The following is a 14,003-nucleotide window of genomic DNA, read 5'->3' on the forward strand; positions in this document are numbered from 1 at the left end:
ATTCCAAAGATTCCAAAGATTCCAAAGATTCCAAAGATTCCAAAGATTCCAAAGACATATTAGAGCAAATGCTCTATTCTCAAGCTATATTTCGCTCTATCTTGTTATTTGCTTTGATTACTTTTCATTATTACTGATCTATAAATTGTTCCACGTGGAACGTTGAATTGTTTTTTTAATCCTTAAATAAAAAAGCAGGATTACTCCTGCTTTTTTATCATTACATAACATTCTTAGTCAGTGAACGTTACACGTGCAATTGCTTTTTTACCTGACTGAATAATGAAAGTACCGTTTTCTTTTACAGAGAAACCTGCATCAACAGCATTCCAGTCAACTTTTACTGCACCGCGAGCTACCGCATCTTTTGCAGCTGCAGCATTCGGATTTAATCCAGCTACACGTAGAATCGTGGCAATAAAGATTTCTCCACCAAACTCACCACGCGAAATAGTCACCTCTGGGGTGTCTTCTGGTACTTCACCTTCTGTAATAAGGTTGCCAGCACTTTTATGTGCATTAGCGGCAGCTTCTGCATCATGGAAGCGCTCAACTAGCTCAAGTGCAAGAATACGCTTTACTTCTTGTGGATTACGACCAGCAGCAATTTCTTCTAATAAAGCTTTGATCTCATCTAGAGATTTAAAACTTAATAAATCGAAATAGCGTTCAATTAAAGAGTCTGGCATTGATAAAACTTTTTGGTACATTGCCCCTGGTGTATCAAATACACCAATATAGTTACCTAAAGATTTAGACATTTTATTTACGCCATCTAAACCTTCTAGAATCGGTACAGTGATACACACTTGCGATTCTTGGCCATAACGACTTTGTAAAGTACGACCCATAAGTAAGTTAAAGGTCTGGTCTGTGCCACCTAACTCAACGTCAGCTTCAAGCGCAATGGAGTCATAACCTTGAACTAAAGGATATAAAAACTCATGAATTGCAATTGGCTGATGATTGCTATAGCGCTTAGTAAAGTCATCACGCTCTAACATACGAGATACAGTTTGCTGACTTGCTAGCTGAATAAGGTCAGCAGCAGATTTTTGATTAAACCATTCTGAGTTAAAACGTACTTTTGTTTTATTCGGGTCTAATATTTTGAAAACTTGTTCTTGATAAGTTTTAGCGTTGGCTTCCACTTGTTCACGTGACAACGGCGGACGAGTTGCACTTTTACCAGTTGGGTCACCGATCATCGCTGTATAGTCACCAATTAAGAAGGTAACTTCATGGCCCAAATCTTGGAAGGTTTTTAATTTATTAATAAGAACCGTATGTCCTAAATGTAAATCTGGCGCTGTAGGGTCGAAACCAGCTTTAATTTTAAGAGGACGATTCTCTTTGAGCTTTTTCAGTAAATCTTCTTCTGAAATAATTTCGTGCGTGCCTCGTTGGATGAGGGCAAGCTGTTCTTCGGCGGGCAAGAAATTTGACATCACAAAACCTAAACACATCAGTTATTCAATTTGTGCGATATACTAACATTTTTTCAGCGTCTTGCAGGGGAAGTTGCATATGAGCGCAATCTATATCGGCGTAATGACTGGCACTAGTATGGATGGTGTGGATATTGTTGCGGCTTCATTTGAGCCACTACAACTTCATGCCACTCTTACAGTTCCATTTGAACCCGAGTTACGTGATGAGCTTATGGCGTTAACTTTGCCTGATGACAATGAAATTGACCGCATGGGTAAAGCTGATGTTGCTCTAGCCAAAATGATTGGTCATGGGATTAATACTCTCATTGAAAAAAACCAGTTAGATCGTAGTCAAATTAAAGCAATTGGGTCGCATGGACAAACCATTCGTCATCGTCCAGAACATGGTTTTACTTTACAAATTGGTGATCCCAACATCATTACTGAAATTACTCAGATTCCAGTTGTTTCAGATTTCCGTCGTAGAGATATGGCTGCAGGCGGTCAAGGCGCACCATTGGTTCCAGCTTTCCATCAAGCATTATTTCAACATCCAAGTATTCATCGTGTGATTTTGAATTTGGGTGGTATTGCTAATGTGAGTATGCTGCCTGCCAATAATGCTGACGGCGTATTTGGTTTTGATACAGGGCCTGCAAATATTTTGATGGATGCTTGGTGCCATCGCCATACAGGTCATCCATATGATGAAAATGGTGACTGGGCAGCTTATGGTCATCCTATTCGCTCTTTACTCGACCGCCTTCACGCCCATGAATATTTTTCTAAAGAACCACCTAAGAGCACAGGACGTGAAGACTTTAATATTGACTGGTTAGATGATCAGTTAATCGATTGGCGAAATGATTTAACTTACGATGAATTAGAAGATACACCTGAAAACATCCAAGCCACCTTATTAAAGCTTACTGTGCGTGCTATTCAAAAAGCGATTTATCGTTCCGAGATGGAAACAGGTGAAGTATATGTATGTGGTGGTGGTGCTTATAACTCTTATTTATTAGAACAATTACGTTGGCGTCTTCGTAAGCACAATTGGTCTGTTCAACCTACAGATGTTTTAGGACTCTCCCCTACTTGGGTGGAGGCTACAGCATTTGCATGGTTAGCAATGCGTTTTGTAAATGGTTTAAGTGGTAATTTGCCCGCAGTAACAGGTGCTTCGGATTTCAGAATTCTAGGTACGATCACGGCGGTATAAAACTGTTTATTGATTTGAGTGGTCAGATTCGACCTCATAGCACATTTACTGACCCGAAATGCTGTTATTTAAATGAGCATAAAAACTCATGATGAATGCCAACAAAAATAATTTAAGGCATGTTTGTATGGATCTGACTAAACGTATTTCTCAATATACACGTGGGGCTTGGACATTCGATGTGATTGATTCAGGCCCTATAGATGGTCCACTCGTTGTTTTATTACATGGTTTTCCAGAAACTGCTCATAGTTGGGAGCAAACCTCCGAGTTATTGCATCAGCAACAATTTAGAACGCTTGCGATTCATCAACGTGGTTATAGTTTAAATGCTAGTCCTCAAAGCCGATTTCAATATTCACTGAGTGAACTTGTAGAAGATGTGGCAAGTTTAATTGAGCAGCTTGGTCAGCCAGTTTATTTAATTGGGCACGACTGGGGCTCGGCAATTGCCTCGGGCGTTGCGATGAAGTATCCACAATATATTCAGCATCTCACTTTAGTTTCTGTGCCCCATCAAGCTGCTTTTTTAAAAGCATGTTTAAGCAGCAGACAACTTTTTAAATCTTATTATTTTGCAATTTTTCAGCTACCGATTCTGCCCGAACTTTTATTTAAAAAGATACCTAAATTGGGCCGTAAATTTCTTAAGTCATCAGGTATGACCGAAGAGCAAATTGCGATGTTCGAGGCTGAGTTTATAGAAGAAAATAGATTAACTACGGCGTTGAATTGGTATCGTGGCTTTTTTTGGGACAAGCCTCAAAATCCGTTTAAAGTCATAGATGTCCCTACTCTATTTATTTGGGGTAAACATGATATTGCCGTTACAGAAAAAAGTGCCGAGCTAAACTCACATTATTTTAAAAATAGTTATGACGCAGTTTTTATGGATGCATCGCATTGGATTCCATATCAGAATGCGCCTGAACTGGTGCAATATTTTTTAGAATCTATACGTGATCAATGATGATCTGATAAATAAAAAACCTCTCAAAATAGAGAGGTTTTTTTTTTAATTTTAAAATTCTTTTTAAATCGAGAACGAAGAACCACAACCACATGTTGTTGTCGCATTTGGGTTTTGGATAATAAAACGTGAGCCTTCAAGACCTTCTACATAGTCAACCACTGAGCCAATTAAATATTGATAGCTAAGTGAGTCAACAAGCATTTTTACATCACCATTTACGAATTCTGCATCATCTTCATTTACGCTTTCAGCAAAATTGAAGCCATACGAAAACCCTGAACACCCGCCTCCTGTTACATATACACGTAACATGAGATCGTCATTCCCTTCACTATCACGGAGTTGGCGTACCTTATTGGCAGCATTATCTGTCAAAACTAGAGCTTGGGCATTCATGATGATTGTTCCTCGGATTTTGCTGTGCCTTTCAAAATAAAAAAGACCCTATATTGAGTATAGCATAATCAATATAGGGTCTGTCTCCGAAGTTTAAAGCGAATCTTGAGTATTTTTATCAAGATTATTTGTAATTCTCGTCCTGTAAGCCACATTCAAAGTTTTTAGCATCTTGCTTACAACGGAATTGCCACAGTAGTTTCATCATACGCTTATCGTACACACCACGTTGTGTAAGGTTAATTCGAGACTCCCGCATAAGCTTTTGGTAGCCTGGTTTATCGGCTGCAGGAACATCCATCCAGTATTTTTGTGGAATATCAGCTTTCATTTTACCCAAGATGGTAAAGGCACGTGGTAGCTGACCTGAAACCCATTCTCTAGATTTCTGACCAAAACCAGCTGGGAACTTATCAGGACGGATAATAATATTTCCGGTGACCTGTAAGATCGGATAGTTCACAATCGCACCTTTTGTTCCTAAACCTTTTTGTAGCTCTAAAGGCTTAAATGCTGCTGCTGGCGCACCAATAATATCAACTTGATGGTTATTAAATTTCGCACCGAAATTGGTTACGTCAGCACTAACAGCCTGTGCTCCTACCTGCTGAACCATAATTTTTTGTGCTTCATCATAGTCAAGAACAGCAATTTTCTTACCTGCGGCTTTCGCTACTGTATTGATGCTGCGATCGTTTACTAGAAGGTAAGCATCACCAACTGGAATAACACCGACAACCTCATAGCGACCATTAACCATATATTTACTAAAAGTCGGACTCGCTAAACCTTGCATTATTTTTACAGCAAGCTTGAGGTCAGGAATGGCCCCGATCGCGTCTAATGATCCAGTAAATGAGTTAAATTGACGGCCACGCATCCCTGACACACTAATACCATCACATTTGCCTGCTTTAAAATCTTCAGCAATCACAGCTTCATTCTGGTTTACTTTAAGTTCGATATCAGCTCCCCAGTTTTTAGCGGCAAGTTGATAATCCTTCATTAGTGCATACACATCGCCATTTTTACCAACGAAGTCAAAAACACATACTGTTTGTTTAGCCTGAGCTGCAAAAGAAACTGTAGTAAGTCCCATCGCAAGTAATAGCATTTTGGAAAATTGCATATTCTTTTTCCTTTCCTTGTGGAGTTTTTGTTTTTCGATACCAAGAAATTTCACACCGATCAGGTATGAATCGGATAGGCCTCATATAAAAATCATGATGGAATATTTGTATAGACCCTATTTGCTTTTATGATTTTATTTCCATGAAAAATAGATAGCGATTGCCCCACCTATTAGCAATTATTTTAATCACTCAAGTCCTTGATCCATTTTTATACCTTCATGTTTCCTTATGAAGTTTTTATCTAAATTTAGCTTAACGTCTTTCTAATTAACCACAATGGCAGAATTGACAGCACATATAAAACAAAAAGCCTAGAACTAAGTCTAGGCTTTTTGAGAGAAATTAGAATTATTCACCAGGCATTGAACATTCAAAGTTAGCCTTGTCTACAGAACAACGTGCTTTTTTCAATACAGACATCATTCCTGCATCGTAAACACCGCGTTTAGTTAAGTCCATACGGCCATCACGCAACATTTTTTGATACTTAAGTTTGTCTTCTGCACTTAAGTTCATTTTGTATTTGCCAGGAATTTGCGCTTCTAAACGGTTGATCATTGCAAAGTTCTTAGGTAACTGTTTAACGAACCAGTCACGAGATTTTTGACCAAAACCCGCTGGGAATTTATCAGAACGTAATACTAGATCTGCTGTAACGTGTAATACAGGGAAATTCCACATTACACCGTTTGCACCTAAACCTTTATTTAACTCTAATGGTTTGTAAGCATAAGCAGGCGCACCTACCATATCTACCTGACCATTGTTAAATTTCGCGGCAAAGTTTGAAATATCAGAAAGAACCGCTTGAGCACCTACACGTTGCACCATAATTTTTTGTGCATCGTCATAACCTAACACGGCGAATTTTTTACCCGCAGCTTTTTCAACAGAGTTGATGTTTTTGTCACGTACGAAAATGAATGCTGAACCTAGCGGAGAAATACCAGCAACTTCGTATTTTTTACCACCCATATTAGTGGTCATTTTTGCTGCATTACGCGCATCTAATACATAGGTAATTGCACGTTGAGCGATTTGGTTGTTTGGAACACCACCGAGTGAGTCGATAGATCCTGCGAATTTGTTATATTGGCGTGCACGCATTGCTGTCATTGCTACAGCATCACATTTGCCTGCTTTAAAATCATTATCAGCAACAGCCTCGTCCTGACGAGGAACTAAGTTAATTTCAGTACCCCAGCCTTTTGCAGCTAGAGCCCATTCTTCCATCATTTTATATGAGTCGCCTGCTTTTCCTAAGAGGTCGAATACACATACGGTACTCGCTGCTTGCGCTGAAGCAGAAAAACCAACAACAGAAGCGGCAGCCATAGCAAGTACGATTTTTTTCATTTTCTTCATCCTTCCACGGAACAGATTTTTTGTTTGAAGTTTCCTTTCAAAGACAGATATTAATCATGTTTTTTAGAAAAAAATAGAGCTTTTACTCAAATATTTTTATCTCATTGAACCATTGTTTGTTCAATTTAAATTATTTATTAGTGGTAAAAATCACTAAGTTTCCGTAAGTTACTTTTTATATTCACAATTTTCATACCCATATTCAGCTTTGAAATATATGTAGCGTTTTTGTGTTTAAAAAATAAACTACTCTCCATTAAGGGTACATTCAAAATTAGTTCTTTCAACCGTACAACGAGCACGCTTCAGCACACTCATCATTGTTGCATCGTATACACCTTGTTTTGTTAAGCTGAGGCGACCTTCACGTAAAATTTTTTGATATTTAGTTTTATCTTCGGCTGAAAAATTCATTTTAATTTTTGAGGGTACACCCATTTCTAGCCGTTTTATCATGGCAAAGTTTTGGGGTAATTGCTGTAGAAACCAAGCACGTGACTTTATACCGAAATCTGTAGGGAACTTATCACTTCGAGCAATTAAATCACCCGTAACGTTAACTACTGGGAAAGTAAACATTGCTCCTTTCCCTCCCACCCCTTTACCAATCTCTAAAGGTTTATAAGCATAAGCTGGTGCCGCAATTGCATCGACTTGTCCACTATTAAACTTTTTCACAAAATCGGTAATTTCTGAAGGAATAGGCTGCGCGCCAACACTTTCCACCATAATCTTCTGTGCTGTGTCATATTGCAAAATAGCAAATTTAGTACCGCGTACTTTTTCAATTGAATTCAGGTTTTTATCTCTTACAAATAAATAAGCCAATCCAATCTGAACAATCCCGACGACTTCGTAATTGGCTCCATTTTGTGCAGTTACCATACGATGTTTATTACGTTTATCTAAAACGTAGCTAATTGCTTTTTGGGCAATGGCATTACTGGTTACTCCACCAATCGCATCAATCGAACCTGCAAATTTATTGTAATTTCTCGCCCGCATGGAAGTCATATAAGCGGCATCACACTTGCCTTCACGCAGCTTACGGTCAACCAAAGCTTCATCTTGAAATGGAATTAAAGTGATATCTGCTTGCCACTGTTTCGCTGCAAGCGCCCACTCTTCCATCAGTTTATAGGATTCACCTGACTTTCCTAATAAATCAAACACACACACATTTTGTCCCGCATGTGCTGTTCCCATAGCACAGCAAAATGCTGCGCCAATTATCCCCAATCTTTTTTTCATTTGACTTTCCTTAGTCTAGTTTTATTAGTAGCTCATTAATCAACCAAAATTTAAACTGTTTTTATTTTAGCCATATTTTTTTAAATGTGTTCTATCTTGTTCAATATTTTGAGAATTTCGGACGAATAGCGAAATTTAGAATGTCTTGATATATGTAATTATTAACAGCTGCTCACTAAAATCCGGAAAGTTTTGTTTTCATCGGCAGTTCTCTTTAAAATACAGCATCCCTAACTCACCTCGATACAATAAGATGATTCAATTTGACCAAGTTTCTTTACGCCGCGGTGGACGTGTTCTATTTCAAAAAGCGTCTATGCAATTACACCCAGGTTGGAAGATTGGTCTAACTGGTGTAAATGGTGCAGGTAAGTCAACATTATTTGCTGCATTACTTGGAAGTTTAGGTGCCGATGAAGGTTCACTTACTCGTCCTACAGGCTGGACTGTAGCGCATATGGCTCAAGAAATAAAAGCCTTAGATATGCCTGCAATTGATTTTGTTCTTTCTGGTGATGAAGAATTTTGGGATATTCAAAATAAGCTTGCTCAACCAGATCAACTGACTGATTTTGAATTGGCTAAATTGCATGGCCGCTTTGATGAAATTCATGGTTATTCAGCACCATCTAAAGCAGCCCAACTCATGGCTGGTCTTGGTTTTCTAGAAAATCAATTACGTTTAAACGTTGAGAGTTTCTCAGGTGGATGGCGTATGCGCTTAAATTTGGCGCGTACCCTTATGAGTCGTTCAGATTTATTATTACTAGATGAACCAACTAACCATTTAGACTTGGATGCAATTCTGTGGTTAGAAGATTGGCTTAAAGCCTATGAAGGTACACTCATCCTCATTTCGCATGACCGCGACTTTTTAGATGCAATTACTGATCATATTCTTCACATCGAAAATCAGGAACTCACGCTTTACACCGGAAACTACTCTACATTTGAAACTACGCGTAGTGAACGTCTTGCCCAACAACAACAAGCTTTTGAGAAACAAGAAGAAACACGTGCTCATCTACAAAAGTTTATTGACCGTTTTAAAGCAAAAGCGACTAAAGCTCGTCAGGCGCAGAGTCGTATTAAACAACTTGAGCGCATGCAGCAACTTGCACCCGCTCATGTAGATACGCCGTTTACGTTTAGTTTCCGTGAACCCACCAAAATGAGTTCTCCTTTGCTGACTTTAGACAATGCCAGCATTGGTTATGGTGATAAACAAATAGCCGAAAAAATCAGATTACAAATTACACCAACCTCACGTATTGGTTTACTTGGTATGAACGGCGCAGGTAAGTCAACATTGATTAAGAGCTTGGTTGGTGATTTACCACTCTTAGCAGGTGAACGTAAAGCTTCTGAACTGCTTAACATTGGTTACTTTGCACAGCACCAAATGGATGCTTTAGATGGCCATGCTACTCCAATGTTACAGCTTGCTCGTATAGCAGATAAAAAAATTAGTGAAGCCACCCTACGTTCTTTCTTAGGTAGTTTTGGCTTTAGTGGCGAACGCATGGATACGCCATGTGAAACCTTTTCTGGTGGAGAGCGCGCCCGTTTAGCCCTCGCACTCATTGTATGGCAGCGTCCAAACGTTTTAATTCTCGATGAACCGACGAACCATTTAGATCTAGATATGCGTCACTCACTGAGCATGGCATTACAAGACTTTGAGGGTGCTGTTGTACTGGTTTCCCACGAACGTCAACTTATTGCAAGTGTTTGTGACGAGCTTCTTTTAGTACACGGCGGTAAATGTACCGAATTCGAAGGTGATTTACAGGATTATGCAAAATGGCTACGTGAAGCACGTCAGCAACTTATCAATGCTCAAACTGCTGTGGCTCAAAATAATTCGTCCTCAACCACTGCTGCCGCCCCAGCTAAAGTTGATAAAGAAGCACAGCGTAAAGAAGCAGCTCGCCGTCGTGAACAAACTCGACCTATTCGTAAAAACATTGAAAAAGTTGAGTCTCAAATTGAGAAGCTTCAACCGCAGCTTGCCAAAATTGAAGAATCTCTAGCAGACACATCTCTATATGAGGCTGCACGTAAAGACGATTTACTCAAACTTATGAATGAACAGACTGAGCTGAAGGCTAAACTTGAGCAACACGAAGAGCAGCTTTTAGAACTCATGATGGAGTTAGAAGAAATGGAAGCTTCTTTTGATTAATCTGTTTTCTAAAATAAAAAAGCCGATTTCTTAATCGGCTTTTTTATTAATTAATAAGGGGTATAAAAAGCCCCTAATTCATTTAAATTGCTATTTACAGGTAAAGGCCAAACATTGCTTGATTGGCTATCTGCGATATATAGATCATAACCGCCTCGACTGCCTGTTTGTCCGGCAAGAGACACCACCATGTAACGCTGATCTAAAGGCGCTGGATCTGAAGTATCATAATTAATGCTGTTAAATGGCAAACGTGTGGTTTGTTTATTAGCTATATCATAGAGATAGATCTGATCATGGGCATTTGTTGAGCTATACCAGCGCACATATAAAAACTGACTGCCTTGCCACCATACGGGATAATATGAGGCAATATTGGTTAGTTGTGTATCATAGGCACCTGACTGATCAATACTGAAAACTCTAGAATTATTTCCAGCACCTTTCGCATACAAGATTTGGGTGGTATTTACCATCGGATAAGGCATTGACTCTTCTATGTCCCAACCATTTTGAGTGACAGAAGTAATCGTCCGATCCGTCATTTTAACGATTTTTAAATCACCATTTTGTTTAAAAATAATACGCTGGTTATCTATGAATTTTGGATCTTCATCGCGTTTGTTATTTCCCTGAGTTAAGTTAATGGGTAACTCACTACTACCCACTTTCCAAGCATACACATCCCATGCATCGCCATAATGCTGCCCAGAGTTAACCCCCATAAAAGTTAACCATTTCCCATCTGGGGAAAAATGACCATTCATCATATGGTCGATTTTCCAGTTTGTGCCCAGTAATGTAGTCTGTTGCGTTGTGAAGTTATAAAGATAAAGCTTACTGTCCCATGCGTCATAATCACTATAACGATGAAATACTAATTTGCCATAAAAGGTCGGGACTGTAGCAGCATGCAATTGAAACACACTAGTGACAAAAACAATGCTACCCAATATGAGTTTATAAATCTTTTTCATAATTATATTGCCTATTGTTATTAGTAAGTACCGCCTAGAGAATATAACTTCCAATAGTTTAGGTGTTAAAAAAAATGCTTTTCTGGATACAAAAAAAGGGCTAATGATGATTAGCCCTTTCCCATAAAAAATCAATTATCTAAATTTTTTATGATTTTCATTTCGAATTTTGACTAAATTGATTGCTTCAGTTTTTGCTTGGTCTAATTGTCCTTGCTCAACTAATGCAGTTACTTTATCAATCTCAGTAACCAGCTGATCTAAACCAGCTTGGTACTCTTTTACCTGTACATTTCCTGAAGGTAAACCTTCGAGTTTATGCGGCAAATATTGCTTAGAAGAAACTGCTGCTTCACGCATTACAACAAGTTGTTGTTTCGCATTAGCAGCATCTTTCGCTTCAGCAAATGCTTTAGTGCTCTTAGCTAAAGTTTTCATATTTGTTTCTAAATCAGCTGCCCAAACAGCAGAGCTTCCTAGAAACGCACATGAGATTAATAAACTAGCTAATACTTTTTGACCCATCATCTTCTCTCCCTAGACTGATTTAGAATCGTGTTATCAATTAAGCATCAATATCCGCATTTAAAGCATTTTCTTCAATGAATGCACGACGTGGTTCCACATCATCACCCATCAAGCAAGAGAACATACGATCTGCTTCAATCGCATCGTCAATAGTTACCTGTAACATATTACGGTTTTCGGGGTCCATTGTCGTTTCCCAAAGCTGTTCAGCGTTCATCTCGCCAAGACCTTTATAGCGCTGAATCATCATACCGCGGCGCGAATCTTGCAAAATATGCTGCCAAACTTGATGGAAGTTAGCCACTTGAATACGGCGATCACCTTTTTGTAAATAAGCACCATCTTCAAGCAAACTGAACCAGCTCTTCGAGTTTTTCAACAAACGTGCATACTCAGCTGAATTCAATAAAGCTGCATCAAGCAAATATGCGTGTGGCAAGTTATGAACATATACTGTAATACGCGGCCAATAATGCGCAGATTTTTCACCTTGAGCATTTTCACGCTCAAATGACTCTAGTGTAATTTCTGGGCGTAGACTTGGCTGTAATCTTGTAATGATAGCTTTTACTTGATCAGCCCATTGTTGTACATAAGCCTGATCATGATTTTGATCGCTCTTGAATGCTTCTACTTCAAGTAAAGCATCCAATAAGCTAGCTGGATAACGTAAAGTTAAGCGCTGTAAGCTCTTTTGTGAAACTTGATAGTCTTGAATTACTTTTGCAAGAGCTTCACCCGTAATAGCAGGTGCTTCAGCATTGGTATGCAAAGATAGCTCATCAATCGCATTTGAAATTAAATAAGTTTCCAATGCATCATTATCTTTGATGTATTGTTCCTGCTTACCTTTTTTCAATTTATACAAAGGTGGCTGTGCAATATAGATATGCCCACGCTCAACCAATTCTGGCATTTGACGGAAGAAGAACGTTAATAACAAGGTACGAATGTGCGAACCATCAACGTCGGCATCGGTCATGATAATGATTTTATGATAACGTAGCTTATCGGGATTATATTCTTCACGGCCAATACCACAGCCAAGAGCGGTAATTAATGTACCTACTTCCTGACTAGAAATCATTTTGTCAAAACGCGCACGTTCAACGTTCAGGATTTTACCTTTCAACGGCAAAATAGCCTGCATTTTACGGTTACGGCCTTGCTTGGCACTACCACCTGCAGAGTCACCCTCGACAAGATATAGTTCAGAAAGTGCTGGATCTTTTTCCTGACAATCTGCCAATTTACCTGGTAAACCAGCGATATCAAGCGCGCTTTTACGACGCGTCATTTCACGTGCTTTACGTGCAGCATCACGTGCACGTGCAGCATCAATAATTTTACCTGCAATCGATTTTGCAGCTTGCGGGTTTTCAAGTAAGTAAGCAGAGAACTCTTTGTTCATTGCTTGCTCAACTGCTGGTTTTACTTCACTCGATACCAGTTTTTCTTTGGTTTGAGATGAGAACTTCGGATCAGGTACTTTTACCGAAATAATAGCAGTTAAACCTTCACGCGCGTCATCACCGGTTACATTGACTTTTTCTTTCTTGATAATATTTTCATTTTCAAGATATTGGTTAAGACCACGCGTCAACGCTGCACGGAAACCTGCTAAATGCGTACCACCATCTTTTTGAGGAATGTTATTGGTAAAACAACGAACGTTTTCTTGATAACTTTCGTTCCACTGTAAGGCTACTTCTACAACAATGCCGTTATCTGTATCCGCAGTGAAATGGAAAATCTCATTCAGATGAGTTTTACCTTCGTTAATGTATTTTACGAACTCAGATAAGCCACCTTCGTAGTCATACACATGTTCAAGGTTAATTCGTTCATCACGTAAAACAATACGCACGCCCGCGTTTAAGAATGAAAGCTCACGTAAACGACGCGCTAGGATTTCTACATTAAAGATAGTTTGACTAAAAGTTTCTGCACTCGGCCAAAAACGTACTGTTGTACCGCTTTTATCTGTTTCACCAATCACACGTAATGGATATTGCGGATCGCCGTGTTGATATTCCTGCTCATGCACTTGACCAGCGCGAGAAATCATTAAATGTAATTTACGCGAAAGTGCGTTTACAACAGAAACACCTACGCCGTGCAAACCACCTGAAACTTTATAGCTGTTGTCATCAAACTTACCACCTGCGTGCAGAATGGTAAGAATTACTTCCGCTGCAGAAACACCTTCTTCGGGGTGAATATCGGTTGGAATACCACGGCCATTATCAGAAACGCTTACTGACTCATCTTCATGAATAGTGACAATAATTTCATCACAATGCCCAGCTAAAGCTTCATCGATCGCGTTATCGACTACCTCGAATACCATATGGTGTAAACCGGTACCGTCGTCTGTATCCCCAATATACATACCCGGACGTTTACGAACTGCATCTAATCCACGTAATACTTTAATACTAGAGGAATCATAAGCCTTTTCATTGGTTTGTTCTGTTTGAGAGGCTGATTGAGACTCTGAACTCATGGTTTCTCCCTAGCAAATATAGGTTTATTCAAAG

The 14,003-nt window shown here is 39.1% G+C and carries 11 protein-coding genes; 3 read left to right on the plus strand and 8 right to left on the minus strand.

Annotated elements, in window-relative coordinates; genetic code table 11:
• Positions 1 to 233 precede the first annotated feature (233 nt).
• Positions 234 to 1,466 carry a tyrosine--tRNA ligase gene (gene tyrS, locus ODQ17_RS16425; protein ID WP_013196511.1) on the minus strand — a complete coding sequence of 411 codons (1,233 nt, stop codon included), beginning with the start codon at positions 1,464 to 1,466 and terminating at the stop codon, positions 234 to 236.
• A gap of 61 nt (positions 1,467 to 1,527) precedes the next feature.
• Between tyrS and ODQ17_RS16430 the strand changes: the two genes are divergently transcribed.
• Both ODQ17_RS16430 and ODQ17_RS16435 read left to right on the plus strand, forming a co-directional pair.
• Positions 1,528 to 2,655 (plus strand): anhydro-N-acetylmuramic acid kinase, encoded by a 1,128-nt coding sequence (locus ODQ17_RS16430; RefSeq protein WP_252611094.1) that lies wholly within the window; start codon positions 1,528 to 1,530, stop codon positions 2,653 to 2,655.
• A 127-nt stretch (positions 2,656 to 2,782) separates the two neighbouring features.
• Positions 2,783 to 3,625, plus strand: coding sequence for an alpha/beta fold hydrolase (locus ODQ17_RS16435; RefSeq protein WP_322904998.1), 843 nt, complete (start codon positions 2,783 to 2,785; stop codon positions 3,623 to 3,625).
• Positions 3,626 to 3,688: 63 nt separating this feature from the next.
• Here ODQ17_RS16435 and erpA read toward each other — a convergent pair whose 3' ends face one another.
• From erpA to ODQ17_RS16455, 4 genes are all read right to left on the minus strand, one after another.
• Complete coding sequence (gene erpA, locus ODQ17_RS16440; protein WP_003656048.1) at positions 3,689 to 4,024, minus strand: iron-sulfur cluster insertion protein ErpA; 336 nt, start codon at positions 4,022 to 4,024, stop codon at positions 3,689 to 3,691.
• Between the two features lie 124 nt (positions 4,025 to 4,148).
• Complete coding sequence (locus ODQ17_RS16445) at positions 4,149 to 5,153, minus strand: putative solute-binding protein (protein ID WP_013196508.1); 1,005 nt, start codon at positions 5,151 to 5,153, stop codon at positions 4,149 to 4,151.
• A gap of 352 nt (positions 5,154 to 5,505) precedes the next feature.
• Positions 5,506 to 6,513 carry a putative solute-binding protein gene (locus ODQ17_RS16450; RefSeq protein WP_003656045.1) on the minus strand — a complete coding sequence of 336 codons (1,008 nt, stop codon included), beginning with the start codon at positions 6,511 to 6,513 and terminating at the stop codon, positions 5,506 to 5,508.
• Positions 6,514 to 6,768: 255 nt separating this feature from the next.
• Entirely contained in the window at positions 6,769 to 7,773 is a 1,005-nt protein-coding gene (locus tag ODQ17_RS16455) for a putative solute-binding protein (protein WP_322904999.1), read from the minus strand.
• Between the two features lie 253 nt (positions 7,774 to 8,026).
• Between ODQ17_RS16455 and ODQ17_RS16460 the strand changes: the two genes are divergently transcribed.
• Positions 8,027 to 9,958, plus strand: coding sequence for an ATP-binding cassette domain-containing protein (locus tag ODQ17_RS16460; protein ID WP_013196506.1), 1,932 nt, complete (start codon positions 8,027 to 8,029; stop codon positions 9,956 to 9,958).
• Positions 9,959 to 10,008: 50 nt separating this feature from the next.
• Here ODQ17_RS16460 and ODQ17_RS16465 read toward each other — a convergent pair whose 3' ends face one another.
• The 3 genes from ODQ17_RS16465 to gyrB all read right to left on the minus strand — a co-directional run bounded on the left by ODQ17_RS16465 (position 10,009) and on the right by gyrB (position 13,969).
• Positions 10,009 to 10,935 (minus strand): hypothetical protein, encoded by a 927-nt coding sequence (locus tag ODQ17_RS16465; protein ID WP_013196505.1) that lies wholly within the window; start codon positions 10,933 to 10,935, stop codon positions 10,009 to 10,011.
• A 135-nt stretch (positions 10,936 to 11,070) separates the two neighbouring features.
• Entirely contained in the window at positions 11,071 to 11,463 is a 393-nt protein-coding gene (gene cybC / locus ODQ17_RS16470) for a cytochrome b562 (RefSeq protein WP_005308364.1), read from the minus strand.
• Positions 11,464 to 11,500: 37 nt separating this feature from the next.
• Positions 11,501 to 13,969: a DNA topoisomerase (ATP-hydrolyzing) subunit B gene (gyrB, locus tag ODQ17_RS16475; RefSeq protein WP_004795574.1), complete on the minus strand. Its 2,469-nt coding sequence runs from the start codon at positions 13,967 to 13,969 to the stop codon at positions 11,501 to 11,503.
• Between the last annotated feature and the right edge of the window lie 34 nt (positions 13,970 to 14,003).

It is taken from the genome of Acinetobacter sp. IRS14, assembly GCF_034650275.1.
Classification (GTDB): Bacteria; Pseudomonadota; Gammaproteobacteria; order Pseudomonadales; family Moraxellaceae; genus Acinetobacter; species Acinetobacter oleivorans.

What these genes read in the sequence shown, in the direction of transcription:
- tyrS (WP_013196511.1), bottom strand. Translation starts at nt 1,466, where the DNA reads ATGTGTTTAGGTTTTGTGATGTCAAATTTCTTGCCCGCCGAAGAACAG.
- ODQ17_RS16430 (WP_252611094.1), top strand. Translation starts at nt 1,528, where the DNA reads ATGAGCGCAATCTATATCGGCGTAATGACTGGCACTAGTATGGATGGT.
- ODQ17_RS16435 (WP_322904998.1), top strand. Translation starts at nt 2,783, where the DNA reads ATGGATCTGACTAAACGTATTTCTCAATATACACGTGGGGCTTGGACA.
- erpA (WP_003656048.1), bottom strand. Translation starts at nt 4,024, where the DNA reads ATGAATGCCCAAGCTCTAGTTTTGACAGATAATGCTGCCAATAAGGTA.
- ODQ17_RS16445 (WP_013196508.1), bottom strand. Translation starts at nt 5,153, where the DNA reads ATGCAATTTTCCAAAATGCTATTACTTGCGATGGGACTTACTACAGTT.
- ODQ17_RS16450 (WP_003656045.1), bottom strand. Translation starts at nt 6,513, where the DNA reads ATGAAAAAAATCGTACTTGCTATGGCTGCCGCTTCTGTTGTTGGTTTT.
- ODQ17_RS16455 (WP_322904999.1), bottom strand. Translation starts at nt 7,773, where the DNA reads ATGAAAAAAAGATTGGGGATAATTGGCGCAGCATTTTGCTGTGCTATG.
- ODQ17_RS16460 (WP_013196506.1), top strand. Translation starts at nt 8,027, where the DNA reads ATGATTCAATTTGACCAAGTTTCTTTACGCCGCGGTGGACGTGTTCTA.
- ODQ17_RS16465 (WP_013196505.1), bottom strand. Translation starts at nt 10,935, where the DNA reads ATGAAAAAGATTTATAAACTCATATTGGGTAGCATTGTTTTTGTCACT.
- cybC (WP_005308364.1), bottom strand. Translation starts at nt 11,463, where the DNA reads ATGATGGGTCAAAAAGTATTAGCTAGTTTATTAATCTCATGTGCGTTT.
- gyrB (WP_004795574.1), bottom strand. Translation starts at nt 13,969, where the DNA reads ATGAGTTCAGAGTCTCAATCAGCCTCTCAAACAGAACAAACCAATGAA.